Source organism: Bittarella massiliensis (ex Durand et al. 2017) (assembly GCF_001486165.1).
Classification (GTDB): Bacteria; Bacillota; Clostridia; order Oscillospirales; family Ruminococcaceae; genus Bittarella; species Bittarella massiliensis.
In genome coordinates, this window is sequence record NZ_LN908975.1 from 37,470 (window position 1) to 61,133 (window position 23,664).

At 61.0% G+C, this 23,664-nt stretch carries 24 protein-coding genes; 13 read left to right on the forward strand and 11 right to left on the reverse strand.

Features of this window, described 5'->3' with window-relative positions; all coding sequences use genetic code 11:
• Positions 1 to 25 precede the first annotated feature (25 nt).
• The 7 genes from mnmE to rpmH all read right to left on the reverse strand — a co-directional run bounded on the left by mnmE (position 26) and on the right by rpmH (position 5,256).
• Positions 26 to 1,405 (reverse strand): tRNA uridine-5-carboxymethylaminomethyl(34) synthesis GTPase MnmE, encoded by a 1,380-nt coding sequence (gene mnmE, locus BN3266_RS00590; RefSeq protein WP_059002971.1) that lies wholly within the window; start codon positions 1,403 to 1,405, stop codon positions 26 to 28.
• A 179-nt stretch (positions 1,406 to 1,584) separates the two neighbouring features.
• The gene (locus BN3266_RS00595) at positions 1,585 to 1,968 is read right to left on the reverse strand and encodes a VOC family protein (RefSeq protein WP_059002972.1); all 384 of its coding nucleotides are present in this window, start codon (positions 1,966 to 1,968) and stop codon (positions 1,585 to 1,587) included.
• Between the two features lie 397 nt (positions 1,969 to 2,365).
• Positions 2,366 to 3,340: an RNA-binding cell elongation regulator Jag/EloR gene (gene jag / locus BN3266_RS00600; protein WP_059002974.1), complete on the reverse strand. Its 975-nt coding sequence runs from the start codon at positions 3,338 to 3,340 to the stop codon at positions 2,366 to 2,368.
• A 30-nt stretch (positions 3,341 to 3,370) separates the two neighbouring features.
• Entirely contained in the window at positions 3,371 to 4,432 is a 1,062-nt protein-coding gene (locus BN3266_RS00605) for a YidC/Oxa1 family membrane protein insertase (RefSeq protein ID WP_059002976.1), read from the reverse strand.
• A 34-nt stretch (positions 4,433 to 4,466) separates the two neighbouring features.
• On the reverse strand, positions 4,467 to 4,694 hold the full coding sequence (gene yidD, locus BN3266_RS00610) for a membrane protein insertion efficiency factor YidD (protein WP_021660067.1): 228 nt from the start codon (positions 4,692 to 4,694) through the stop codon (positions 4,467 to 4,469).
• The gene (gene rnpA, locus BN3266_RS00615; RefSeq protein ID WP_044992928.1) at positions 4,691 to 5,062 is read right to left on the reverse strand and encodes a ribonuclease P protein component; all 372 of its coding nucleotides are present in this window, start codon (positions 5,060 to 5,062) and stop codon (positions 4,691 to 4,693) included. Before rnpA ends, yidD begins: the two co-directional genes overlap by 4 nt.
• 59 nt (positions 5,063 to 5,121) lie before the next feature.
• A complete protein-coding gene (gene rpmH / locus BN3266_RS00620) occupies positions 5,122 to 5,256 on the reverse strand; it encodes a 50S ribosomal protein L34 (RefSeq protein WP_021660069.1) in 135 nt (44 codons plus the stop codon).
• A 404-nt stretch (positions 5,257 to 5,660) separates the two neighbouring features.
• Here rpmH and dnaA point away from each other — a divergent pair, with 404 nt between their 5' ends.
• The 10 genes from dnaA (at position 5,661) to gyrA (ending at position 16,688) form a co-directional block, all read left to right on the forward strand.
• Complete coding sequence (dnaA, locus tag BN3266_RS00625; RefSeq protein WP_021660071.1) at positions 5,661 to 6,998, forward strand: chromosomal replication initiator protein DnaA; 1,338 nt, start codon at positions 5,661 to 5,663, stop codon at positions 6,996 to 6,998.
• A 360-nt stretch (positions 6,999 to 7,358) separates the two neighbouring features.
• Positions 7,359 to 8,465, forward strand: coding sequence for a DNA polymerase III subunit beta (gene dnaN, locus BN3266_RS00630; RefSeq protein ID WP_059002978.1), 1,107 nt, complete (start codon positions 7,359 to 7,361; stop codon positions 8,463 to 8,465).
• Positions 8,455 to 8,670: an RNA-binding S4 domain-containing protein gene (locus tag BN3266_RS00635; protein ID WP_021660073.1), complete on the forward strand. Its 216-nt coding sequence runs from the start codon at positions 8,455 to 8,457 to the stop codon at positions 8,668 to 8,670. Before dnaN ends, BN3266_RS00635 begins: the two co-directional genes overlap by 11 nt.
• The gene (recF, locus tag BN3266_RS00640; protein WP_059002979.1) at positions 8,667 to 9,767 is read left to right on the forward strand and encodes a DNA replication/repair protein RecF; all 1,101 of its coding nucleotides are present in this window, start codon (positions 8,667 to 8,669) and stop codon (positions 9,765 to 9,767) included. Before BN3266_RS00635 ends, recF begins: the two co-directional genes overlap by 4 nt.
• A 27-nt stretch (positions 9,768 to 9,794) precedes the next feature.
• Complete coding sequence (remB, locus tag BN3266_RS00645) at positions 9,795 to 10,094, forward strand: extracellular matrix regulator RemB (RefSeq protein ID WP_059002981.1); 300 nt, start codon at positions 9,795 to 9,797, stop codon at positions 10,092 to 10,094.
• 35 nt (positions 10,095 to 10,129) lie between these two features.
• Positions 10,130 to 12,058, forward strand: coding sequence for a DNA topoisomerase (ATP-hydrolyzing) subunit B (gene gyrB, locus BN3266_RS00650; protein ID WP_059002982.1), 1,929 nt, complete (start codon positions 10,130 to 10,132; stop codon positions 12,056 to 12,058).
• A 28-nt stretch (positions 12,059 to 12,086) separates the two neighbouring features.
• Positions 12,087 to 12,740: a hypothetical protein gene (locus BN3266_RS00655; protein ID WP_021660077.1), complete on the forward strand. Its 654-nt coding sequence runs from the start codon at positions 12,087 to 12,089 to the stop codon at positions 12,738 to 12,740.
• Positions 12,741 to 12,756: 16 nt separating this feature from the next.
• Entirely contained in the window at positions 12,757 to 13,413 is a 657-nt protein-coding gene (locus BN3266_RS00660; RefSeq protein WP_059002984.1) for a YcxB family protein, read from the forward strand.
• Complete coding sequence (locus tag BN3266_RS00665; protein ID WP_059002987.1) at positions 13,410 to 14,090, forward strand: YcxB family protein; 681 nt, start codon at positions 13,410 to 13,412, stop codon at positions 14,088 to 14,090. The genes BN3266_RS00660 and BN3266_RS00665 overlap by 4 nt, the downstream gene beginning before the upstream one ends.
• Positions 14,091 to 14,150: 60 nt before the next feature.
• A complete protein-coding gene (gyrA, locus tag BN3266_RS00670) occupies positions 14,151 to 16,688 on the forward strand; it encodes a DNA gyrase subunit A (protein ID WP_075109629.1) in 2,538 nt (845 codons plus the stop codon).
• A gap of 87 nt (positions 16,689 to 16,775) precedes the next feature.
• Here the strand turns inward: gyrA and BN3266_RS00675 are convergent, their stop codons facing one another.
• Positions 16,776 to 17,768, reverse strand: coding sequence for a D-alanine--D-alanine ligase family protein (locus BN3266_RS00675; RefSeq protein WP_195891582.1), 993 nt, complete (start codon positions 17,766 to 17,768; stop codon positions 16,776 to 16,778).
• Between the two features lie 235 nt (positions 17,769 to 18,003).
• Between BN3266_RS00675 and BN3266_RS00680 the strand changes: the two genes are divergently transcribed.
• The 3 genes from BN3266_RS00680 (at position 18,004) to BN3266_RS00690 (ending at position 20,264) form a co-directional block, all read left to right on the forward strand.
• Complete coding sequence (locus BN3266_RS00680; protein ID WP_059002992.1) at positions 18,004 to 18,750, forward strand: aspartate/glutamate racemase family protein; 747 nt, start codon at positions 18,004 to 18,006, stop codon at positions 18,748 to 18,750.
• Positions 18,751 to 18,893: 143 nt separating this feature from the next.
• Positions 18,894 to 19,784: a putative manganese transporter gene (locus BN3266_RS00685; RefSeq protein WP_242861692.1), complete on the forward strand. Its 891-nt coding sequence runs from the start codon at positions 18,894 to 18,896 to the stop codon at positions 19,782 to 19,784.
• Between the two features lie 42 nt (positions 19,785 to 19,826).
• The gene (locus BN3266_RS00690; protein WP_059002996.1) at positions 19,827 to 20,264 is read left to right on the forward strand and encodes a Fur family transcriptional regulator; all 438 of its coding nucleotides are present in this window, start codon (positions 19,827 to 19,829) and stop codon (positions 20,262 to 20,264) included.
• Positions 20,265 to 20,341: 77 nt separating this feature from the next.
• On the opposite strand, the gene BN3266_RS00695 is transcribed toward BN3266_RS00690, so the two are convergent.
• The 3 genes from BN3266_RS00695 to BN3266_RS00705 form a co-directional block, all read right to left on the reverse strand.
• Positions 20,342 to 21,307, reverse strand: a complete 966-nt coding sequence (locus BN3266_RS00695) for a D-2-hydroxyacid dehydrogenase (protein ID WP_059002999.1) — start codon at positions 21,305 to 21,307, stop codon at positions 20,342 to 20,344.
• Positions 21,304 to 22,176 (reverse strand): patatin-like phospholipase family protein, encoded by an 873-nt coding sequence (locus BN3266_RS00700; protein WP_075109630.1) that lies wholly within the window; start codon positions 22,174 to 22,176, stop codon positions 21,304 to 21,306. The genes BN3266_RS00695 and BN3266_RS00700 overlap by 4 nt, the downstream gene beginning before the upstream one ends.
• A gap of 81 nt (positions 22,177 to 22,257) precedes the next feature.
• On the reverse strand, positions 22,258 to 23,658 hold the full coding sequence (locus BN3266_RS00705) for an MATE family efflux transporter (protein WP_059003002.1): 1,401 nt from the start codon (positions 23,656 to 23,658) through the stop codon (positions 22,258 to 22,260).
• Between the last annotated feature and the right edge of the window lie 6 nt (positions 23,659 to 23,664).

Sequence of the window (23,664 nt, forward strand, 5' to 3'; positions counted from 1 at the left end):
AAAAAGCGGTGGAATCCGGTCGGCTCTACTTTCCCACACAAAAATTTGCAAACACCGCGTCGATGACCTGTTCCCCGGCGCTCTCACCGGTCAGTTCCGACAGGGCGGCAATGGCCTCATCGATCTCCACCGCCACCGCGTCGTAGGTCATCCCCGCCCGCAGGGCGTCCAACCCGTCCACGACCCGGGCTGCCGCCCGGCCGGTGGCCTGCCGCTGCCGCTCGTTGATGAGCAGCCCGTTTTGCAGGTCAATTTTTTCCAGCCGCAGCTTCCGCAAAATGGCCTGTTCCAGCTCCTCCACCCCCCGCTCCTCGCGGGCGCTCATGGTCACCAGGTCGGGGATCTGGGCCCGCACCGCCTCGACGTCCAGCCGCTGGGCCTTGTCCTGCTTGTTGATGACGGCGATGCAGGGCTTGTCCCCTATCTGAGAGAGGAGCTGCCGGTCCTCCTCGTCCAGAGGGACCGAGCCGTCAAAGAGGGCGAGCACCAGCTGGGCCCGCGCCAACTTCTCCCGGGAGCGCTGCACCCCCAACTGCTCCACCAGGTCGTCGGTCTCCCGAATGCCGGCCGTGTCGGCCAGGTTGAGGGTCACTTCTCCCAGCTGTACCCGGTCCTCCACCACATCGCGGGTGGTGCCCGGCACCTGGGTGACGATGCTGCGCTGGTACCCGGCCAACAGGTTCATCAGGGTGGATTTACCCACATTGGGCTTGCCCACAATGGCGGTGTCAATGCCGTTGCGTATCATCGAGCCGGTGTCAAAACTCTGCAGGAGGGCGGATAGCTGGTCGGCAGCCTGCTGCAACCGGTCGCTCAAAACACCCTCCTCCAACTGGGGGATGTCCTCGTCGGGGTAGTCCACATAGGCTGCCAGATGGGCCGCCAAATCCACCAAATCGGCACGGATGGCGGCGGCGTGCCGGTAGAGGCGGCCGTCCATGGCCGAAAGGGCGGCGGCAGCGCCCTGCCTGGTCTGGGCGTTGATCAGGTCCATGACCCCCTCTGCCTGGGTGAGGGTCATCTTCCCCGCCAAGACCGCCCGCTTGGAAAACTCGCCCGGTCCCGCCAACTCCGCACCGGCGTCCAGCAGCGCCCGCAGGGTCTCCTGCAGCACCGCCACCCCGCCGTGGCAGGAGAGCTCCACCGCGTCCTCCCCGGTGTAGCTTTTGGGGGCCCGAAAGAAGAGGGCCACCGCCTGGTCGAGCATCTCCCGCCCGCCGTCGGGCAGGGTGCGCTCCACCCGGCCCAAGAGGGCGGTGTACCCCTTTTGACAGCGGATGTCCCTGCCGCTGACGGGGACAAAGACCCGCGCCGCAATTTCATAGGCCCGGGGCCCCGACAGGCGCACCACCCCCAGCCCCCCTGTTCCCAAGGGGGTGGCGATGGCGGCAATGGTGGTCTGCATAAAACTTCCTCCTCCCTAAAGGACAATGGATTTTCCACCAACAGTCGACCGGTGGTGGAAAACCAAACCTGCAACGGCTCTCCCCCAGGGACCGCCGGCAAAAGCGCATCTTTGCCCGCAGCCCCGGCATCTCCGGCATGTCGCCGACGCCCGAAAGCGGCCGTTCTGCCGCGCCAGTTTTACCCCTGCTTCATCCCAAAGGCCAGCCAGCGGCCGTCGATGTCCTCCAGCACAAACTCCCGGTTGTTGTAGTCGGTCAGCTGCAGGGGACGGACGATCTTCGCCCCCTTTTCCCGGAACTCCGCTTCCAGGGCCTCCTGGTCGCGGACCACCAGATAGGCGTCTTCCCCATACCCGTACAGCTCCCGGTGAGGGAAGATCCGCCCCCGGTTGGCCCCGGTCAACACGATCTCCACCTGGTCCCGGTAAAGGCAGATGTGCGGCTCCTGCACGGTCAGATAGGGCACTGCCCGAAACCCCAAAACATCACAGTAATACCGCGCCGTCCTCTCCATGTCTGGGACGGGGAAAACGGCCAGCACCGAACAGATATTTGTTTCCATCCTCGTCTTCCCTCCTCCCGTCGCCGGGCCGTTCGCCCTGCCGCGGGGTATTCAAGTCGTCTTCCCGCCGCTTCGCGCAGAGGGGGACACACAAGAAGTTTCTTGAAATCCATTTTTTATTGTACGGATTGTGCCGGCAAATTACAAGAGCCGTCCCCCGCCCTTTTCTCTTTTTTTCAAAGGGCGGGAAAGGGATGCCGTCAATCGACCCAAAAAGTGCTCATAAAATATACTATTTGTATTATATCAATTTTATTATACAAAAATACTTCGATTTGTTTTCCTATCTCCCACAAAAAAGGCCCCTGTTTTCCACATCTTGCAAAGGGATGTGGAAAACCTCGCCGCTTCCCCTTGTCAAAAAAGCGGGAGAAGCCCATGCTTCTCCCGCTCACTCTTACAGCTCGATTTTCCCGTACAGGGGCAGCTCCGCCGCTTCGTCCTTCGGCTTTTCCGCCGGTTTCTGCGGGGGGCGAGGGCTCTGGCTCCGCTCTCTGGAGCGGTTCTCTCCCCCGTCTCTCCGCCCGCCGCTGCGGCGGCTGCGGTCGTAGGGAGGCCGACTGCGCTTCACCGGGTTCTTTGAACTGATGACCACCTTGCGGTAGGGGTCTTCCCCCACCGATTTGGAGGTGGCCCCCTCCACCGTCTGCACAGCGGAGTGGATGATCCGCCGCTCGTAGGGGTTCATGGGCTCCAGCGCGGTGGAGCGGCCGCTCTTGACCACCTGCCCGGCGATCTTCTTGGCCAGGGCTTCCAGGGTCTCCTTGCGCTTCTCCCGGTAATCGCCGCTGTCGATCGACACCTTCAGGTAGTCGCCGCCGCCCCGGTTGCAACAGAGGCTGGTCAGGTACTGAATGGCGTCCAGGGTCTCGCCGCGGCGGCCGATCAGCCCGCCGACCTTGCTGCCGCTGAGGTTGAAGATCACCCCGTCTTTGCCAAAGCGGTGCTCGACGGTGATCCCCTCCATCCCCATCTTCTGCAGGATGTCGCGCAGGTAGCTCTCGGCCACGGCGGCCTTGGCCTCCTCCGCCTCACTCACCTCCCGCGCCTTGGGGGCGGCGGGCTCTTCCTCGGCCTTTTTCTCAGGGGCCGGGGTGGGCTTGTCCGCCTGTTTGACAGGCTGCGGCTCATGTTTTACAGGGGGGGCGACGGGGGCGGGTTTGGCGGCCTCAGCAGCCTGTTTCTTCTCCCACTCCGGTTCCTCCACCTGTACCCGCACTTTGGCGGGGGTGGTGCCCAGCAGCCCGAACAGCCGCTTGGAGGGCAGTTCCAGCACCTCCACATTGGCTTCTTCCGGGCTCACTCCCAACTCCTCGCAGGCCAGCGCAATGGCGCGGTCCACATCGGGCGCGGTTTTGATACACTCTCTCATAGCGATATACCCCCTACTTGCCTTCGGCGGCTATTTTGATTCGCTGTCTTGCGGCTTGGACCCCTCGCCGCCATAGCGGGCCTCGTCCAACTCGCGGGCCTTGGCCAGGCGCAGGCGGTTGAGCTCCTTTTCGGTGAGGACCTTTTCCACCGTCTTCTTGTGGCCCTCTTGATCCTTGACCTCTACCTTGACCTTCTTCTTCTTGGCCTCTCTGATGGCTGCCACCTTCGCCTCGTACTCGACCGCCAACTTTTTGGGGTTGTAGATCTTGTTGAGGAGGTAGGACTGCAGGATCAGCAGCACGTTGGAGAAGATCCAGTAGAGGCCGACGCCGGCAGGCACCTGGAAGGCAAAGACCACCGAGAAGAGGGACATGCCGTAGAGCATGAACTTGCTCATCCCGCCGGCGGGGTTCCCCTGCATGGCCTGTCCCGAGCCAGAGAACTTCATGGAGGCCCAGGAGGAGAGGATCATGGTCAGCCCGGCCAGGATGGGGACCACCACCAGGGGCTCCAGCGCAAAGTGGGGGGTGGCGGACATGTCGATGCCGAAGAAGTTGAAATTGATGTTGGTGATCTTGTGGATCTGCTCGGCGTTGAACATCTCAAAGCTGCCCGGGTCGGCCTTCACCGCATTGATGAGGGAGACCTGGGGGTTGACCTTGCTCAACTCCAGATTCAGCGTCTCACCGGCAAAGGTGAGGGCCTTTTGAATGACGTCGCTGGGGATGCGGACGATGTGGGTCAGGGGCTTGTACACCACGTCGATGAGGCCGAAGAGGATGGGAAACTGAATGAGCATCGGCAGACAGCCGCCGGTGGGATTGTAGCCGTACTCCTCGTACAGCTTCATCATCTCTTCTTGCTGGCGCCGCTTGTCGGTGGCGAACTTCTTGTTGATCTCGGTGATCTTGGGCTGGAACACCGCCATCTGGGCGGTGGATTTCTGCTGCTTGACAGCCAGCGGGAACAGCAGGATCTTGGTGACCAGAGTAAACAGGAACAGCGCCACGGCGTAGTTTTGAACCAGGAAGTAGCACCCCTGCATCAAGAACCCCAAGGGGTACCCGAAAATTTCGCTGATGAAATTCATAGTTGTCTTTTTCCTCCGTACTGTGCGAGAATATCTACCTCGATTTTTGGCGCTTGGGCGGGACGGGGTCAAATCCGCCCTTGCCAAACGGGTTGCAGCGCAGCACCCGCCAAATGCTCAGCACACTCCCCCAGAGGGCGCCGTGTACCGCCAACGCCTCCTCCGCATACTGCGAGCAGGTGGGGTAAAACCGGCAGGTGGGGGGGTGGTGAAAATGGCGCTGATAGAAGTGGATACAGCCGATGAGAAACCGCCGTATCATGGCAGCACGCCCGCCTTTTTCAGCTGGCTGCGAAGGGCGCGCTCCACCATCTGTTCCTTTGAGAAGGTGGCCTTGGTCCGCGCCACCACCACAATGTCATAGCCCGGCGCGATCTCCGGGAGGAGGTTGCGGTAGGCTGTTTTGATCAGCCGGCGGGCCCGGTTTCGCTGGACGGCCTTGCCGATTTTTTTGCTGGTGGTGATCCCCAGCCGGGTGTAGCCCAGCCGGTTTTTAAGCGCGTATGTCACAATAAGGGGATGCACCTGAGAGCGCCCCCTTTTGTAGACCCTGAGATATTCGCGATTTTCTTTGATTGGCGCCACCTTCCCCGGGGGGGGAGCTGGCGGCCGGTGCGGATGTCGCTTCATTTCGTCCCTTTTTTCCGTGCAGAAAAAGAAAAGCCACAATGCGGATTGTGGCCTTCACATTAGTAGCTCAGATGTTTTCTGCCCTTGGCTCTTCTGCGGGACAAGACACGGCGGCCATTTCTGGTGCTCATCCGCTTGCGGAAACCGTGCTCCTTTTTCCGGTGGATCTTCTTGGGCTGGTAGGTTCTCTTCACTCTAAACCCCTCCTTTCGAGGCAAAACCTTGCATTTAATTAGTATACGGATTTCTCCCCGAACTGTCAACTGGTTTTTTTAAAAAAGGGGACGGCTACGCCCTTTTTCGGCCCTTTTCCCCCGCTCTCCCCCGTTTGCTTTTTCCCCTGCTCCTCCCCCTCTGGCGCCGCCTGTTTTTTCTTCTCCCGTAAATTTGCCCTGCAATCGCTCTTTTTTGGCCCGCCCATTCCCCCTGCAAAATACCCCTACTTCCCCGCAAAACGAAAATTTGCGCCATTTCCTTTTATAAATGCTTCCAGATGGGTGTTTTTCGGTTGAAAACCAGGTCTATTTTGTGCTAAAATGGTGTGATGAAATAGCATCCAAAAATATTTTTATTTTCGATAGGGGAGGTACTCGCCGTTATGGATTCCTTCAGCGATGTGTGGGAACTGGTCGCCCACCACTGCAAAACCCAACTGTCCGACATGGTGTACGACCTGTGGATCAAATGCATCGAACCCGTCAAACTGGAAAACGACACCGCCCTGCTCTATGTCCGCAGCAAGTTTCAGCAGGATCTGATCAACGAGAAGTACCTGGAGATCATCAAACAGGGCTTTGAGAGCGTGTTGGGCTTCCCCGTCGCCGTGCAGATCACCTGCGACGCCATGGTCAAGGGCGATGGCGCCGCCGCCAAAGAGGAGAACAAGCAGCCGGAAGAGGCCCTCAACCAGGTGGGCATCGGCGGGGACTACGACTACACCTTCGCCTCCTTCATCGTCGGCTCCTCCAACAACTTCGCCCACGCGGCGGCCATGGCCGTGGCGGCCAACCCCTCCAACGTATACAACCCCCTCTTCATCTACGGCGACTCGGGGCTGGGCAAGACCCACCTCCTCTTCGCCATCTGCAACGAGGTCAAGAAAAACAACCCCCAGGCCAACATTGTCTACGTCAAGGGCGAGGAGTTCACAAACGAGATGATTTCGGCCATCGGCTCGGGCACCACCATGGAGTTTCGCAACAAGTACCGGGTGGCCGACGTCCTCCTCATCGACGACATCCAGTTCATCGGCGGCAAGATCTCCACCCAGGAGGAGTTCTTCCACACCTTCGAGACCCTCTTTCAGTCCCACAAGCAGATCGTCCTCTCCTCCGACCGGCCGCCCAAAGAGATCAAGACCCTGGAGGACAGGCTTCGCTCCCGCTTTGAATCGGGGCTGCTGGCGGACATCCAGCCCCCCGACTTTGAGACCCGGATCGCCATCATCCGCCGCAAGGCGGAGCTTTTGGGCCTCGACCTCCCCTCCGATGTGACCGAGTTCATCGCCAACCGGATCAAAAACAACATCCGTCAGCTGGAGGGGGCGGTGAAGAAGATCAACGCCTACAAGATGCTCGAAGGCATCTCCCCCACGGTGGCGGTGGCCCACGCGGCCATCAAGGACATCCTCAACGACAACCAGCCCATCCCAGTGACGGTGGAACGGATCATCAGCGAGGTGTCCCGCACCTTCAACGTCTCCCCCCAGGACATCAAGAGCAAAAAGAAATCGGCCGACGTCTCCCAGGCCCGCCAGGTGGCCATCTACGTCATCCGCGAGGTGACCCAGATGCCCATGAAAAACATTGGCGAAGAGCTGGGCGGGCGGGATCACTCCACCATCGTTTACAGCCTCAACGAGATGAAGAGCAAGCTCAAGAAAAACCAGCGCCTGCAGGAGACCATCAACGACATCATCAAAAACATCAAGAAATAGAGCGGCCCCCGAAATTCCACACCCTCTCCCCCAGCCGTGGAAAAACCCCCTGGGCGGGAAAATCCCCTCCCTTTTTCCTTCCTATATAATTATAGGCGAAAAAAAGAGGGGCGCGCGGAACAAATTCCCCGAAACACCCCACATTTTCCCCACATAAAAGCCCCGCCTTTTCACAGCAATGTGGAGAAATCCGTCCTCCCCCACAAACTCCACAACTTTTTCACACCGCTCCCCACCGCCCAAAAAAGACCTTCAAGCCGCGCACAGACAGGCTCCGTTCCCTTTTTCCACCGTTTTCACACCCCCTACTACTACGACTATCTTTATCTTTTCTATCTTCCAAACAGAAAGGAAATTGCCATGAAATTCATCTGCGACCGCCAATCCCTCAGCGAGGCAATGTTGAATATCCAAAAGGCAGTGCCCGGCAAGTCCAACATCCCCGCCCTGGAAGGGGTCCTCATCCAAACCGGGGAGGACGGCATCACCCTCTCGGGCTACGACCTGGAATTTGGCATCACCACCCAGATCCCCGCTCAAATCGAGGAGACCGGCACCATCGTCTTACCCGCCCGCCTCTTTTCCGACATCATCCGCAAACTCTCCGACGATTCGGTCAGCGTGACGGTGGACGCTAACCTCCTCACCACCGTCACCACCAAACAGACCGAGTTCACCATCATCGGCATCGACGCGGCCGAATTTCCCGCCATCCCTCAAATCGACGGGGAAAAGACCCTCTCCATCGACCAGGCCTCCCTCAAAAGCATGATCGAACAGACCCTCTATGCCGTGGCCCAAAACGACCAGAAACCGGTCCACACCGGCATCAAGTTCGAGGCGGAGGAGGGCATTTTGACCCTGGTGGCTGTCGACGGCTACCGACTGGCCCTGCGGCGGGAACCCGCCCAGATCCTCACCCCCTGCGACTTCATTGTCCCCGGCCGCACCGCCAGCGAAATCGCCAAACTGATCAAGGAGGAGGAAAACCAGGCCGACGTCTACCTCTCCCCCAAACACATCCTCTTTCAGGTCTCGGGGTACTCGGTCTTCTCCCGACTGCTGGAGGGCAACTTCCTGGACTACAAAAACTCCATTCCCAAATCCTCCAACACGGTGGTCACCGTCGCCACCCGCACCTTCATCGACAGTGTGGAGAGGGCGTCCATCATCATCAACGACCGCTTCAAAAACCCCCTCAAGATCTCCTTTGAAGACGCAACGGTCAGCGTCCTCTGCAAGACCCCCCTGGGCAAGGTGCAGGACGAATTCGTCGCCAACAAGCAGGGGGACGACATCGAGATCGGCTTCAACAACAAATACCTCCTCGACGCCCTCAAATACGCCCACTGCGACGAGGTGAAGCTCTCCTTTACCAGTTCCCTCACCCCCATGACCGTCACCCCGCCGGAGGGGGATTCCTTCCTCTTCCTGGTGCTGCCCGTGAGGTTGAAAAATGAAGGCTGAGCCCATTTCCATCCGCCCCCCCTTCATCAAACTCGACCAACTGCTGAAATTCGCCGGGCTCATCGGCACCGGGGGAGAGGCGAAAGAGGTGGTGGCCGAAGGCCTGGTCAAAGTCAACGGGGAGGTCGTCACCCAGCGGGGCAAAAAGGTCTACCCCGGCGACATCCTCTCCTTTGGCGGGCGGGAGTACGAGGTCACCCTGTGAAAGTCCTCTCTCTCTCGGCCGAGGGGTACCGCAACCTCGCCTCCGTCTCCCTCTGTCCCGACGAGGGGGTCAACGTCATCTGCGGCGACAACGCCCAGGGCAAGACCAACCTGGTCGAAGCGATTTGGAACTTCACCGGCGCCAAGAGCTTTCGCCCCTCTAAAGAGCGGGACTATGTCAAAAAGGGGGAACGGGTCGCCACCCTCTCCCTGTCCTTCTCGGCGCAGGGGCGGGAGCAGAGCGCCAAGCTCCGCTACGGCGAGCGGCGGGAGATCCTTCTCAACGGGGTGAGCAAGGCCTCCCCGGCCGAACTGGCCGGCAGCTTTTGCTGCGTGGTCTTCTCCCCCGCCCACCTCTCCATCGTCAAAGAGGGCCCGTCGGTCCGCCGCCGCTTTTTGGACGGGGCCATCTGCCAGGTGCGGCCCCGCTACATCCATGTGCTCTACCAGTACAAAAAGGCCCTCTCGCAGAAAAACGCCGTCCTCAAAGAACTCTACAAAAACGGGGCCGCCTACGACCTGCTGGACGTCTTTGACGACTCCATCGCCGTCTGGGGTGCGCAGGTATGGCGCACCAGGGTGCGCTATCTCAACAAGTTGGGGCAGAACGCCTGCTCCATCTACGGGGGCCTCTCCTCTCGGCGGGAGGAGTTGACAGTCGGCTACAAGAGCTTTCTCTCCCTCTCCCCCGACACCCCCCTCCCCCAGGTACAGGCCGCCTACCGGGAGGCGCTGCGCGCCGCCCGCACCGACGACACCGGCGCCGGGTTTTCGACTCTGGGGGTCCACCGGGACGACTTCTCTTTGCAGATCGACGGCCTCGACGCCAAGGTCTACGGCTCCCAGGGACAGCAGAGGAGCGCGGCCCTGGCCCTCAAGCTGGCCGAAGGGTACCTGCTCAAAGAGGTCTCGGGGGAGACGCCGGTGATGCTTTTGGACGACGTGATGAGCGAACTGGACCAGGGCCGGCAGAGCTATGTCCTCAACCATCTGGAGGGGGCGCAGGTCTTCATCACCTGCTGCGACGCCGGCCACTTTGAGGGCCTTCTGTCCGGCAGGGTCTTTCGGATGGAGCGGGGCGCCCTGTCCCCCGCCTAAACGCCACTAGGAAAGAGAGAGCGATCTATGTACATCCACCTCGGTCAGGACACGGTGGTCTCCACCGACTCGATCATCGGCATCTTCGACATCGAAAACACCTCGGTGTCCCGGGACACCAAGGCCTTTTTCAGGGGCTGTGAGGCGGCGGGCGGGGTCATCAACGTCTGTTCCCAGCAGGACCCCCTGCAAGTGGAATTGCCCAAGTCCTTTATCATCTGCGGCGAGCGGGGGAAGACCCGCATCTACATCTCGCAGATCTCGTCGGCCACCCTGCGCAAGCGGGCCGGCCGCTACAACCGCAAAACCCAGCCGCAGGGCCAATAGAGCACTGCAGCGCCATCCAATGGGAGGAATCATCTGTGGAAGAAAATAAACCCTTGAGCGAACAAGAGTACGGCGGAGACCAGATCCAGGTCCTGGAGGGGCTGGAAGCGGTGCGCAAGCGCCCGGGCATGTACATCGGCTCCACCGGGCCCCGGGGGCTCCACCACCTGGTCTACGAGATCGTGGACAACGCCATCGACGAGACCATGGCGGGCTTTTGCACCGACATCTCGGTGGACATCCTCCCCGGCAACGTCATCCGGGTGGAGGACAACGGCCGCGGCATCCCGGTGGGGATCCAGCACAAGACCGGCCTGCCGGCGGTGACGGTGGTCTTTACCATCCTCCACGCCGGCGGCAAGTTCGGCGGCGGCGGGTACAAGGTCTCCGGCGGTCTCCACGGCGTGGGTGCCTCGGTGGTCAACGCCCTCTCCACCGAGTTGGAGGTCTGGGTCAAACACGACGGAAAGCTGCACTACCAGAAATTTCACCGCGGCGTGCCCGAAGAGGACCTGAAGGTGGTGGGCCCCTGCGAGGGGACCGGGACCATCGTCCAGTTCAAGGCTGACGAGGAGATTTTTGAGGAGGTCGAGTACGACTACGACACACTCCTCTCCCGGCTGCGGGAGCAGGCCTTCCTCAACGCCGGGGTGCGGGTGCGGGTGTCCGACCAGCGCGACGGGGAGAACCCCCTCTCCGAGACCCTCCATTACGAGGGCGGCATCCGCAGCTTTGTGGAGTACCTGCACAAGAAAAAGGGGCTCGACTGCATCCACCCCGACATCATCTACCTGTCGGGGCAGAAGGGCGACACCACCGCCGAGATCGCCATGCAGTACAATGACAGCTACAACGAGGTCATCCTCTCCTTTGCCAACGACATCCACACCACCGACGGCGGCACCCACGAAATGGGCTTCAAGTCGGCCCTCACCCGGGTGTTCAACGAGTACGGCAAGAAGGCCGGCATCCTCAAAGACGGGGACAAAAACCTCTCCGGCGAGGACGTGCGGGAGGGGCTGACGGTGGTCATCAGCGTCAAGCTGACCGAGGCCCAGTTTGAGGGCCAGACCAAGGCCCGCCTGGGCAACACCGAGGTGCGCTCCCTGGTGGAGTCGATGGTCTACGACAAGCTGATGGTCTACTTTGAAGAGAATCCCGCCGTGGTCAAAGCGGTCTTTGACAAGGCCCTCACCGCCTCCCGCGCCAGGGAGGCCGCCCGCAAGGCCAGGGAGCTGACCCGGCGCAAGACCGCGCTGGAATCGGCCTCCCTCCCCGGCAAGTTGGCCGACTGCGCCGACACCGACAACGTCCACACCGAACTCTACATCGTGGAGGGCGATTCCGCCGGCGGCTCCGCCAAAATGGGGCGGGATTCCAGCTTCCAGGCCATCCTCCCCCTCTGGGGCAAGATGCTCAACGTGGAGAAGGCCCGGGTGGACCGGGTTTACGGCAACGACAAACTGATGCCCATCGTCCTGGCCCTGGGCTGTGGCATCGGCGAGGACTTTGACATCTCGAAGGTCCGCTACGGCAAGATCATCATCATGGCCGATGCCGATGTGGACGGTTCCCACATCCGCACCCTGCTGCTGACCTTCTTCTTCCGCTACATGCGCCCCCTCATCGAGGACGGCCGGGTCTACCTGGCCCAGCCCCCCCTCTACAAGATTTTCAAGGGCAAAAAGGTCTACTACGCATATACCGACAAAGAGCGCGACCAGTACATGGCCACCCTGGAGGGCAAGTGGGAGATCTCCCGCTACAAAGGCCTTGGCGAGATGAACCCCAAACAGCTGTGGGAGACCACCATGAACCCAGAGAACCGCACCGTGCTCAAGGTGGAGATGGACGACGCCGCCCGCGCCGACGAGATCTTCACCATCCTCATGGGCGACAAGGTGGCCCCCCGCCGCGAGTTCATCGAGAAAAACGCCCGGTACGTCAAGAATCTGGACATCTGACCGGCCGCATGGCAACAGGAGAGCACCTATGAACGAATACCCCCAAGTCACCTATATCAACAACCAGGACGACTGGTATGAATTTCTCCTCTTTGAACAGTACTGGTCCTGTCTGGATGACCGCAAGAATGCCGCCAACGTGCTGATGAAGTGCCTGATCGCCGATTTGCTGTTCACCCTCTTCTTCGTCTTTGCCCCCTTCATCGACAAGGCCTACATCTGGTTGACCCTAGCCTTTGCGGCGGTCTTTGTGCTGCGCTTTTTCTACGAGTATCACAGCGGCTACATCGCCGACTACCGCAACATGACAAACCTCTACCTCAACTTGAAAAAGAGCAACATCGTCAACATCTACGACGACAAGATCTCCCTCTCCTTTGGGGAGAGCGAGGTCAACCTCGCCGCAGACAACTACCGGCGCTTCTTCGAGTACGAGGACATCGCCTACATCCAGGAGACGTCGAACCTGATCATCATCCGCATCAAGGAGAACACCAACAAGCCCAACCTGCGGCAGTTTCAGCGCGTCATCATCTCCAAGCGCTACATCTTCCCCGACAAGGTCGAAAAGCTGCGCGCTTTTTTAGGCGAAAAGATCGAGGAGTACCACATCCCCAAACTCCTCACAGAGGAGGAGCTGGAAGGCCTTCATCTGGCCACCGAGGACCGTTCGGCCCGCTAAAAAAGGAGTGTTTTCCATGAGCAAGGGATCCCCTATTCTCAAAGTCACCTTTCAGATGGATTTTAATGACTTTTACAACTTCAACATGCACGTCTCCAAAGAGATGATCGACAAGAGCAAGAAGAAGGTCACCATCTTCGGCGCGGTGGAAATCGTGATGGCCGTGGTCTTTTTGGTGCTCAACTTCACCAGCCAGTCCAACTCCTCCCTCAACCTGGTGCTGGCGGTGGCCCTGCTGTGCATGGGGCTGTTCTCGGTCCTCTTTTACCCCGCCTTCTTTGAGCGGCAGCTCTCCAAGGCGGTGAAAAAGACCTTTGATCAAAACGAGTACTTTCACAACGACGTCACCCTGGAGTTTTTGGAGGACAAGATTTTCGAGACCTCCTGTGTGGGCACCGGCAGCGTTGCCTACAAGGACCTGCAAAAGGTCTACCGCCTGGGGGACTGCCTGATTTTGCGGATGAGCAAAGAGGGCGGCTATGTGCTGCCCCTAAAGGCCATCGGCGAGGAGAAGATCGAGCAGATCGAAGAGCTGGTGCGCCGGAAGATGGACGAGGCCGAGCTGGAAGAGGCGGAGGAGCTGGACCGCGAGGCCGACGAGCTGGCCGCCCAGGAAGAAGAGGGGGCCGAGGGATCCGGTGACCCCCTTTCTGAAAGGAACGGCGAGCAATGAAATTTCCCCTGCAACTGCAGTACGAACTCACCCTGGACGACACCCGCAAGGTGTTCGACCTGGTCTACGGCAAGAAGGAGAAGCGGGGAAACATCATCCGCACCGTCTTCTTTTCGGTGATGGCCCTCATCTTTTTTTGCAGCATGATCTACGCCCTGGGCCAGTCGGCGGTGGCGGTGCACACCCTGGAAAACGGCACCGTCTCCCCCTATATCGACTACTCCCACCTGGACTTCTCCAAGGTCAACTGGCAGATGGTGGGGATGTCCGCCCTGTTGATGGTCATCTGTATCCTGATGGCGGTCTTCTACAACATCTACACCCGCCGCCGGCTGGAGAGCATTGTCAGGGACCGGCACGAGGCCATGCACGGGGGGATCGTCGTCCTGGGGCGGGAGAGCTTTCTCTTTCGCAGCGACGACGGCAGGATCGAGGTCAACAAGGAGTACAAAAACCTCTACGAGGCCTATGAGGACGCCGACTTTTTCGCCCTCATCACCGGCGACCAGACCTGTGTCCCCATCCCCAAATCCAAGATGGAGACCGAACAGTTTGCCGAGCTCTCGAAGATCCTCTCCATCGACCTGAAGGAGTACTTCTTCAAAAACGGATACATGAACACCGAGGTGGAGATGAAGACCATCTTCGGCGACTTTACGAGGCGGAAACTCAAGTAACAGGCCCTCAAGTTCCCCCGCCCACACCCGAAAACCCCAATGAGGAGGCAAGAAACCATTATGAGTACAGGAGAATCCGTGACGCCAGCGGCTGACAACACCAAAGTCATCGTCGTCGACCTGGAAAAAGAGATGAAGAAGTCCTATCTGGACTATTCGATGGCGGTCATTGTCGGCCGCGCCCTGCCGGACGTGCGGGACGGCCTCAAGCCGGTGCACCGCCGCATTTTGTACACCATGTTCGAGCGCGGTCTCACCGCGTCCAAGGCATTTCGCAAGTGCGCCGACACCGTCGGTTCGGTGCTGGGCAGCTACCACCCCCACGGCGACGCGGCGGTCTACGACGCCATGGTCCGCCTGGCGCAGGACTTCTCCCTGCGCTACCCCCTGGTACAGGGACAGGGCAACTTCGGCTCCATCGACGGCGACCCCCCGGCCGCCTACCGGTACACCGAGTCGAAGATGAGCCGGATCTCCGAGTACATGTTGCAGGACATCGAGAAGGAGACGGTGGACTTTGTCCCCAACTACGACGACCGGCTGCAGGAGCCGTCGGTCCTGCCCTCCCGCTTCCCCAACCTGCTGGTCAACGGCTCCACCGGCATCGCCGTGGGGATGGCCACCAACATTCCCCCCCACAACATGAGAGAGGTCATCGAGGGGATGAATTTCCTCATCGACAACCCCGACGCCTCTGTCGCCGAGCTGATGGACCACATCAAGGGCCCTGACTTCCCCACCGGGGGGATCATCATGGGCTATTCGGGCATCCGCGCCGCCTACGCCACCGGCCGCGGCAAGATCACCCTGCGGGGCCGGGCGGAGATCGTCGAGGGGAAAAACGGCCGCAACCAGATCATCATCACCGAGATCCCCTACATGGTCAACAAGTCGCGCCTGGTCTCCAGCATTGCCGATTTGGTCAAGGAAAAACGGGTGGACGGCATCTCCTCCCTCAAAGACCAGTCCAACATGCAGGGCATCCACATCGTGGTGGAGCTGAAAAAGGACGCCATCCCCCAGGTCATCCTCAACCAGCTCTACTCCTACACCCAACTGCAGGAGACGGTGGGGGTCATCATGCTGGCCATGTCCGGCGGCGAGCCCAAGGTCTTGAGCCTCAAGGAGATGCTCCAGCAGTACATCGACTTCCAGAAGTCGGTCATCACCCGCCGCACCCAGTTTGACCTGAAAAAGGCCAGGGAGCGGGCCCACATCTTGGAAGGTCTCAAAATCGCCCTGGACTTCATCGACGAGGTCATTGCCATATTGCGGGAGAGCAAGAGCATCCCCGAGGGCAAAGAGCGGCTGATGGAGCGCTTTGGCTTTGACGACGTGCAGGCCTCGGCCATCGTCGCCATGCGTCTGGGCCAGCTCACCGGTCTGGAGCGCAGCAAGATCGAGGAGGAATTGGCTGCCCTGATGGTACAGATCGGCGAATTGGAGGCCATCCTCGCCGACGAGGACAAACTCCTCTCCATCATCAAGGACGAGGCAAACGAAATCAAAGAGAAGTACGGCGATGACCGCCGCACCGAGATCGCCGCCGTCAGCGGCGAGGTGGACATCGAGGACCTCATCCCCCAGGAGGAGTGCGTCCTCACCCTCACCCACTACGGCTACATCAAGCGCCAGCCGGTCTCCACCTACAAGACCCAGCGCCGTGGTGGCCGCGGCCTGTCGGGGATGACCCGGCGGGAGGAGGACTTTGCCGAGGAGCTGTTTGTCTGCTCCAGCCACGACTACGTCCTCTTTATGACCAACCGGGGCCGCCTCTACCGGCAGAAGTGCTACCAGGTTCCCGAGGGGTCCCGCGGTTCCCGCGGCATCAACATCGTCAACCTGCTGCCGCTGGAGGAGAACGAGAAGGTCACCTCGATGATCAAGGTCACCGAGTTCACCGACGACCAGTACCTGATCATGGTCACCCGCCAGGGGGTCATCAAGCGCACCGCCCTCTCGGCCTTCTACACCAACCGCAAGGGCGGGCTCATCTGCATCACCCTCGACGAGGGGGACGAACTGGCCTGGTGCCGCCTCACCGGCGGCCAGAACCAGCTGATCGTCGCCACCCAGATGGGCAAGGCCATCCGCTTTGACGAGAACGACGTCCGCCCCCTGGGCCGCAGCGCCCGGGGCGTGAAGGCCATCGCCCTGGAAGAGGGGGATCAGGTCATCGGCATGGCCCGTGTCCGCGAGGGGGCCACCCTGGTCACCGTCACCGAGAAGGGGTTGGGTCGCCGCACCGACCTGTCGGAATACCGGCTGCAGGCCCGCGGCGGCAAGGGGATCACCAACTACAAGCAGGTCGAGCAAAACGGCCAGGTCTGCAACATCAAGGTGGTGGACGAGGAGGACGACCTGATCCTCATCGCCTCCAACGGGGTCATCATCCGCATCTCGGTGGCGGACATCAGCGTCCAGTCCCGCTACGCCCAGGGCGTGCGGGTGATGCGGGTCCCCGAAGGGGAACGGGTGGTCACCATGGCCCGCACCGCCAGAGAAGAGGAAGAGAACGGCGAGTGGGAGGGCGACCAGGAAGAGCCGTCCGCCGACACCCCTGCCCCTGAGACCCCAGCCGAGGAGCCGGCGGAATAGCAGTTGTGAAAGAGAAAGAGGGAGCAGCCCGCAAGCTGTTCCCTCTTTTTTTGTTCATTCGATCAAAAGGCGACCGACCCTGCGGGGCTAGAGGGATCGCCTCTTTGCAAACTCCGCCAGGGCGTTTTGCAGCAGCAGCTCCAGCATCTGTGGATAGCTGTACCCCGCCCACTCAAAGCAGAGGGCGGTGCTGCCGTCGGCTCCCATGTAGCAGTCGGGAGAGAGCTCGATGAGCTTGAACCCGTCGGGGCCGATGCGGCCGTCCACCCGCATCACATCCACCTTGCCCAGGGCCTTAAAAAGGCGGGCGAACCGTTCCCTCATCTGCTCGGTGAGCAGATGGGTCCCCCGCACCATCTCCACCTTCCCCTGCTCCCCCTTCTTGGGCTCACAGCTGTAGATCTCGTGGGCTTGGTAGTCCTTTCCGTTTAAAATCAACAGGTCGGCCTCCAACACGTCGATGCGCTCCGGGGTGCCGGCGATGCTGGCGCAGATCTCCCGCCCCTCGATGTACTCCTCCACCAAAATGGGCTGCTGAAAGTGGGCGAGCAGCTCTCTGGCCAGCCGTTTGGCCCCCTCGTGGCTGTCCGTCAAACTCCGCCGGGTGATGCCGTTGGACCCCCCTTCGGCGTTGGGTTTGACCACCAGCGGGCAGCGCAGGTCGTCGATTTGGGGCAGTTGGTCGGGCCCCTCCACCAACACCTCGCGGGCGCTGTCGATGCCGTACTTCCGGCAGAGCTGTTTGGTCAGGCTCTTGTCCTCGGTCAGCAGCTGCACATAGGGGTCGGCCCCCACATAGGGGATGCCGTAGGCCTCGCAGATGGAGCCCACATATCCCCGCCGATTGCGGGAGCGCCGCCCCGACCAGACCGTAAAGACGATGTCGTCCTGGTGTTCGCGGATGTGCTCCATCAACTGGGCCGGATGGCTGTAGTGGACCACCGCGGGCGCCACCTCCCGCAGCCCGCCGTAGAGGGATTCAAAATACCCCTCGCTCACACACTCCAAATTGTCGCTGAACTGGGTCACCTCCCCGTAGGACTGCACCCGATCCGCCAGCAACACCACTCTTCTGTCCAATGGCATGTCTCCTCCTCCCAGCCACTTCTGTGACCGATGATTTCGCTTTGCATTTACAATTTATATATATTGTAAATCAATTTATCTGGTAAACTAATAATAAAACGTGAATAGCTGATGAATCCGGGCTGCCTCTCCCCTCCCGAGGGGCCCAAAAACACCCTGGTTCAGGGTGTTTTTGCTTTTTGAGCAGAGCCAAGAAACCCGAACGAAAGCCGAGAAAGGAAGCAAAGAGATGATGATTTTGGGAGTTGCAGGCGGCCTTGGCCCCCTGGCCACCGCCTGTTTTCTGCGCCGCTGTGTGGAGATGACCGACGCCGGGAGCGACCAGGAGCACCTGGAAATCGCCCTTCTCAACCGCCCGTCCACCCCCGACCGCACCGCCTATATCCTCGACCGCAGCCAGCCCGACCCCCTGCCCGCCCTCACCGCCGCAGTCAAGGCCCTGGAAGGGCTGGGGGCGGGGCAGATCGCCATCCCCTGTGTCACCGCCCACTACTTTTTGGCCCCCCTCCAACAGGTGGTGGGGGTGCCCATCCTCAATGCCCTAGAGGAAGCGGCCCTCTGTTTGCAGAGGGAGGGGGTGAGCAGGGTGGGCATCCTCGCCACCGAGGGGACCGTTCGCACCGGCCTCCTGCAAAACGCCCTCGCCCGCCGGGGGATCGCGGCGGTGACGCCCGATCGGGTCAACCAGCGCAGGGTGACGGACATCATCTACCGCGACATCAAAGCGGGCCGCCCGGCCGATGCCGCCGCCTTTGCCCGGGTCAGCGACAGCCTATTGAAAAAGGGGTGCCAGTGTATTCTTTTGGGCTGCACCGAACTCTCTGTGGCCCGGGAAGGACTCCGCCTGGGCGGAGGGTATCTGGATATCCTGGATGTGTTGGCCCGCGCCTCTGTTTTGTCCTGCGGCGCCCGCCTCAAACCCGCCTATAAAACGCTCATCAGTGTTCAAAGAGAAGAGACATTGCCCGCGATCTGAGAAATATTTGTCAAAAGTCATTTTTCTCTGGATTTTTTGCGGAAAAAGAGGTATACTCATAAAGTAGTTGCGACTGTGTTGCAACTACTATTCTTTTGAAGTAGGCCGCGGCAGGGATTGCCGGTCGGCCGGGAGGTCCTCTTTTGTCTGCATTGCTGGAAACCCTTTTCGATATACTCCTCGACACCGCTATCGACGGCGTCAAGATGCTGCCCTTTCTCTTTGGGGCCTATCTGCTCATCGAGTACATGGAGCACCGGGCCAAAAACCTGCACCGGGCCCTGGGGGGGCCCTTTGGCGCGGTGGGGGGCGCCCTGCTGGGGCTGGTGCCCCAGTGCGGTTTTTCGGCCGCTGCCGCCAACCTCTACGCCCGGGGGCTCATCACCACCGGCACCCTGTTGGCGGTCTTTATCTCCACCTCTGACGAGGCCATCCCCGTACTGCTGGCAAACCCCGGCAGCTTGGGGCTGATGGGGCAGTTGCTCCTCGCCAAGGCGCTGCTGGCAGTGGCGGTGGGGCTGATTGCCGACCTGTTCCTCCGCCGTGGGCGACGGGGGGAAAAGCCGGCCGCGCCGGCTGCCCACGAGGAGGAGCACCACCACCATCACCACGGCTGCGGCAGCTGTGACGCCTATCGGGGCCGCCATCCCCTGCTGCGGGCCGCAGCGGTGCACACCCTGCAGATTTTTGCCTTTGTCGTGGGCATCATGCTGGCCCTCAACCTGGCCATCGCCCTCATCGGCACCGAGAACCTCTCCCGGCTGCTGCTGCAAAACAGCCTTTGGCAGCCGGTGCTGGCGGCTTTCATCGGCGCCATCCCCAACTGCGCCTCCTCGGTCTTGCTGACCGAACTCTACCTCTCCGGCAGCCTTACCTTCGGCTCGGTGGTGGCGGGACTGACCACCGGCGCAGGGCTGGGACTGGTGGTCCTCTTTAAACAAAATCACAACAAGCGGCAAAACGCCCTCATCCTTGCGGCCCTGCTGGCCATCGGCATCGGCGCGGGAATTGCCCTGCAACTGTTGGGATACTAACGGAGTCAGACTGGCCGTTTTCAACCAAAGGGGTGTGGAATTGTGGAAAACCAGATGAGAGAAGAGGCCGCCGCCCTTCTGCGGCAGGGCGGGATGCGGATCACCCGCCAGCGCCAGCTGGTGCTGGCCGCCCTCCTGCAGGCAGGCGGACCCCTGACGGCCGAGGCGGTGGCCGAGTGCATCGGCGACCCGGCCGGCTGCAACCGCTCCACCGTCTACCGCACCCTGGCCGCCCTGGAGGAGCGGGGGCTGGTCTACCGCCGCCTGGGCGCCGACGGCAGCGCCCTCTACGCCCTGCGGCGGGAACACCACGGCCATACCCTGCGCTGCCTTGTCTGCGGGCAGACGCTCTCCCTCGGCCAGTGCCCGCTGGAGGGGTTGGAGCGGGAGATCTACGAGACCACCGGATTTTTGGTGCAGGGCCACAGTTTGGAGTTTACCGGCGTCTGCGCCGGGTGCCGGGAAAAGACAAAAAAATAAAAAAAGGCCCCTGCCGGAACCAGTTTTCGGCAGGGGCCTTTTGGATTTAAAAAATCATCTTATAGGATCATCAGGTTTTACAGCCCGTTGACTACATTCTGTGGCTTTCCGGCCAAAAAGGCGCGCAGGTTTTGTCCCAACACCTCCATCAGTCGGCTGCGGGCGGCCTTGGTCGCCCAGGCGATGTGGGGGGTGATAAAGCAGTTGGGCGCAGTCAGCAGGGGGTTGTCGGCGGCGATCGGCTCCACCGAGGCCACGTCAAAGCCCGCTCCGGCCAGCCGGCCAGCCCGCAGGGCGTCGGCCACCGCCCCCTCGTCGCAGAGGGCGCCCCGGGCGGTGTTGAGGAGGATGGCCCCCTCCTTCATCCGGCGCAGGGCGTCGGCATCGATCAGACCCTGCGTCTCGTCCGTCAGCGGGCAGTGGAGGCTGAGCACATCGCTTGTCTGCAGCAGTTCGTCCAGGGTGCAAAAGGCCATCCCCTCCCCCAGCAGTTCGGGCCGCCGGGTGCGGGTGTAGATGCGCACCTCCATCCCAAAGGCGCGGGCGATGGCGGCCGCCGCCCGGCCGGTGCTGCCAAAGCCCACCACCCCGAAGGTCTTGCCGCAGAGCTCGACCTGGGGTTTTTTCCAGTAGGAGAAGGTCTTGCAGCCGGTCCACTCCCCCGCCTTGACCGACTCGTCGTGCAGCCCCACCCCGTTGGCGATTTCCAGCAGCAGGGCAAAGGTCATCTGCGCCACCGAGGGGGTGGAGTAGCTGGGCACGTTGCAGACAAAGATGCCCCGCCGCGCCGCCTCCGCAATGTCCACAATGTTGTAGCCGGTGGCCAGCAGGCCCACCATCTTCATAGAGGGGCAGGCCTCCATCACCTCGCGGGTGATCTCCACCTTGTTGGTAAAGACGATTTCGCAATCCCCGATCCGCTGGGCGGCCAGTTCCTGGGGGGTGCCGTCGTAAAGGGTGAACTCCTCCACCTGGGAGGAGACCCCCTCCCAGCTCAAGTCCCCCGGGTTGAGGGTATATCCGTCCAAAACCACCGCCTTCACCGGGTCACCTCCTCGCTCTCCTCGTCCCCCCGCAGCAAAAACTGTTTGAGGGCCGGCAGGTTGTCCCGGGCGTCCTTCTGCCCCAGCTGGTAGAGGGCCTCCACCTGCTCGGGTTTGGCCCGCACCCGTCCCATCTGGATGCTCTCGCTGGGGCGGAGCACAAAGGCCTTCCCCTGTCCCTCCAACTGGGCCAGAGCCGCCGTCTGGCCGTTATAGACCTGGGGGCGCTCCTTCACCGCGGCGACAAACTGGGGAAACTCCTTGTACACGCTCTTGATGGCGTGAAAGCTGTCCGGCTTTTTCTTTACATAGCCCTGGGGGCGGGTCAGCACCGCCACCACCCGGTCGTTCCCGTCCTCCAGCGCCCGCTGAAAGGGGATGGGGTCGGTGAGCCCGCCGTCCAGGTAGGCGGCCTTTTTCCAGACCACCATCGGCGTCATCAGCGGCAGGGAGGAGGAGGCCCGCACCGGGGTGAGGAAGCGGTCCATCCCCTCCTTCTCAAAGTACTCGGTCATGCCGGTGTAGCAGTTGGTGGCGGTGGCGTAAAAGGTGGTGTGGTTTTGGTCAAAGGCGTCAAAATCAAAGGGCACCAGCTCGGTGGGCAGGGTGTGAAAGAGGTAGTCCATGTTCATGAAACTGCCGTTTTTCATCAGCTGCCAGAAGCCGGCATACCGCTTGTCCAGGTACTTGGTGTTGATGGTGTACTGCCGCCCCTTCTGCCCCGAGAGGTAGGAGCAGGCGTTGCAGGCCCCCGCCGAGGAGCCGATGACGTAGGGGAAGGCGATCCCCTCCTCCAAAAAGACGTCCAGCACCCCCGCGGTGTAGGTCCCGCGGATGCCGCCGCCCTCCAATACAAGCGCTGTTTTCAATGGTTTTCCCTCCCTGTTCTGGTTTTGCCGGCGCCCTCTGCAAGGGGGCCGGTTTATCTTGCTCGGTTGTTTTGGCTGTGGTCAGTCGGTCGTTTTCTCCTGTGTCAACTGTAGGCGGGTCTGCTCCATCTCCTGCCGGATCTTTCCAAACTGGGTCAAAAAGACGGTAATGGTGGTCACGGCCGCCAAAAAGTCGGCCACCGGCTCGGCGGTGAAGATGCCGTCGGTGCCGAAGAAGTGGGGCAGGATGTAGATGAGGGGGATGAGGAGGATGATTTTGCGGAGAAGGGCCAAAAAAACGGAGATCTTTGCCTTCCCCAGGGCGATAAAGGCGTTTTGAAAGGCGCACTGAGCGCCCATGATGAACATTGCAAAGAAGAAGATGTCCATCGCCCCCACCGCTGTCTCGGTCAGGGCCGGGTCGCTGGTGAAGATAGCGGTAAAGGCGGTGGGCGCCAGGCGGATGGCCAGCCACATGGCGACGGCGTAGACCATGCACAGGCCGACGGAATAGCTCACCGCCTTTTTGACCCGGTCGGCATTGCCCGCCCCGTAGTTGTAGCCGATGATGGGCTGGGCCCCCTGGGTAAAGCCCATCAGGGGCATCAGCAGCACCTGCATCACCGAGGAGAGGATGGTCATGGCCCCCACGTAGAGGTCGTTGCCGTAGAGCTGTAAGTTGGAGTTGAAGGCAATCTGCACCAAACTCTCGGTGGACTGCATGATAAAGGGGGCCATCCCCAGGGCCAGCACCTGCCCTGAATGGGGGGTCCACAGCTTCAAGTTGGGCCGCTTGATTTTGAGGATGGTCTTTTTCGAGCAGAGGAAGGCGACGACCCAGACCGCCGACACCGCCTGGGAGAGGATGGTGGCCAGGGCCGCCCCCTGCACCCCCATCCCCAGCCCAAAGATGAAGATGGGGTCGAGGATGATGTTGAGCACCGCGCCGATGAGGACGGTCACCATCCCGGTGCCGGCAAACCCCTGGGAGTTGATGAAGGCGTTCATCCCCAGACTGGTCTGTACAAAGAGGGTGCCCAGCAGGTAGATGGTCAGGTAGCTGTCGGCGTAGGGCAGGGTGTTCTCACTGGCGCCAAAGGCCAGCAGCATCGGCCGCTTGAAGAGAAGGAAGACCGCCGTCAGCACCAGCCCCACCGCCACCAGCAGGGCCATGCAGTTGCCGAGGATGGACTCGGCCTCCTCCTTTTTCTCCGCCCCCAGGCGGATGCTGGTGAGGGGAGCGCCCCCCATCCCGATGAGGGCGGCAAAGGCCGAGATGATCATGATGATGGGCATCGACACCCCGACCCCGGTGAGGGCGGCGGCCCCCACCCCCTCCATCCGGCCGATGTACATCCGGTCGACGATGTTGTACAGGGCGTTGATGAGCTGGGCCGTGATGGCGGGAATGGACAGCTTTAGCACCAGTTTAAAGATGTTTCCGTTGGCAAATTGACTCTGTTTTTCTGCGCTTGCTTCCAAATTGGT

Coding starts and splice junctions, on each gene's coding strand:
- mnmE (WP_059002971.1), bottom strand. CDS start 1,405: ATGCAGACCACCATTGCCGCCATCGCCACCCCCTTGGGAACAGGGGGG.
- BN3266_RS00595 (WP_059002972.1), bottom strand. CDS start 1,968: ATGGAAACAAATATCTGTTCGGTGCTGGCCGTTTTCCCCGTCCCAGAC.
- jag (WP_059002974.1), bottom strand. CDS start 3,340: ATGAGAGAGTGTATCAAAACCGCGCCCGATGTGGACCGCGCCATTGCG.
- BN3266_RS00605 (WP_059002976.1), bottom strand. CDS start 4,432: ATGAATTTCATCAGCGAAATTTTCGGGTACCCCTTGGGGTTCTTGATG.
- yidD (WP_021660067.1), bottom strand. CDS start 4,694: ATGATACGGCGGTTTCTCATCGGCTGTATCCACTTCTATCAGCGCCAT.
- rnpA (WP_044992928.1), bottom strand. CDS start 5,062: ATGAAGCGACATCCGCACCGGCCGCCAGCTCCCCCCCCGGGGAAGGTG.
- dnaA (WP_021660071.1), top strand. CDS start 5,661: ATGGATTCCTTCAGCGATGTGTGGGAACTGGTCGCCCACCACTGCAAA.
- dnaN (WP_059002978.1), top strand. CDS start 7,359: ATGAAATTCATCTGCGACCGCCAATCCCTCAGCGAGGCAATGTTGAAT.
- BN3266_RS00635 (WP_021660073.1), top strand. CDS start 8,455: ATGAAGGCTGAGCCCATTTCCATCCGCCCCCCCTTCATCAAACTCGAC.
- remB (WP_059002981.1), top strand. CDS start 9,795: ATGTACATCCACCTCGGTCAGGACACGGTGGTCTCCACCGACTCGATC.
- BN3266_RS00655 (WP_021660077.1), top strand. CDS start 12,087: ATGAACGAATACCCCCAAGTCACCTATATCAACAACCAGGACGACTGG.
- BN3266_RS00660 (WP_059002984.1), top strand. CDS start 12,757: ATGAGCAAGGGATCCCCTATTCTCAAAGTCACCTTTCAGATGGATTTT.
- BN3266_RS00665 (WP_059002987.1), top strand. CDS start 13,410: ATGAAATTTCCCCTGCAACTGCAGTACGAACTCACCCTGGACGACACC.
- gyrA (WP_075109629.1), top strand. CDS start 14,151: ATGAGTACAGGAGAATCCGTGACGCCAGCGGCTGACAACACCAAAGTC.
- BN3266_RS00680 (WP_059002992.1), top strand. CDS start 18,004: ATGATGATTTTGGGAGTTGCAGGCGGCCTTGGCCCCCTGGCCACCGCC.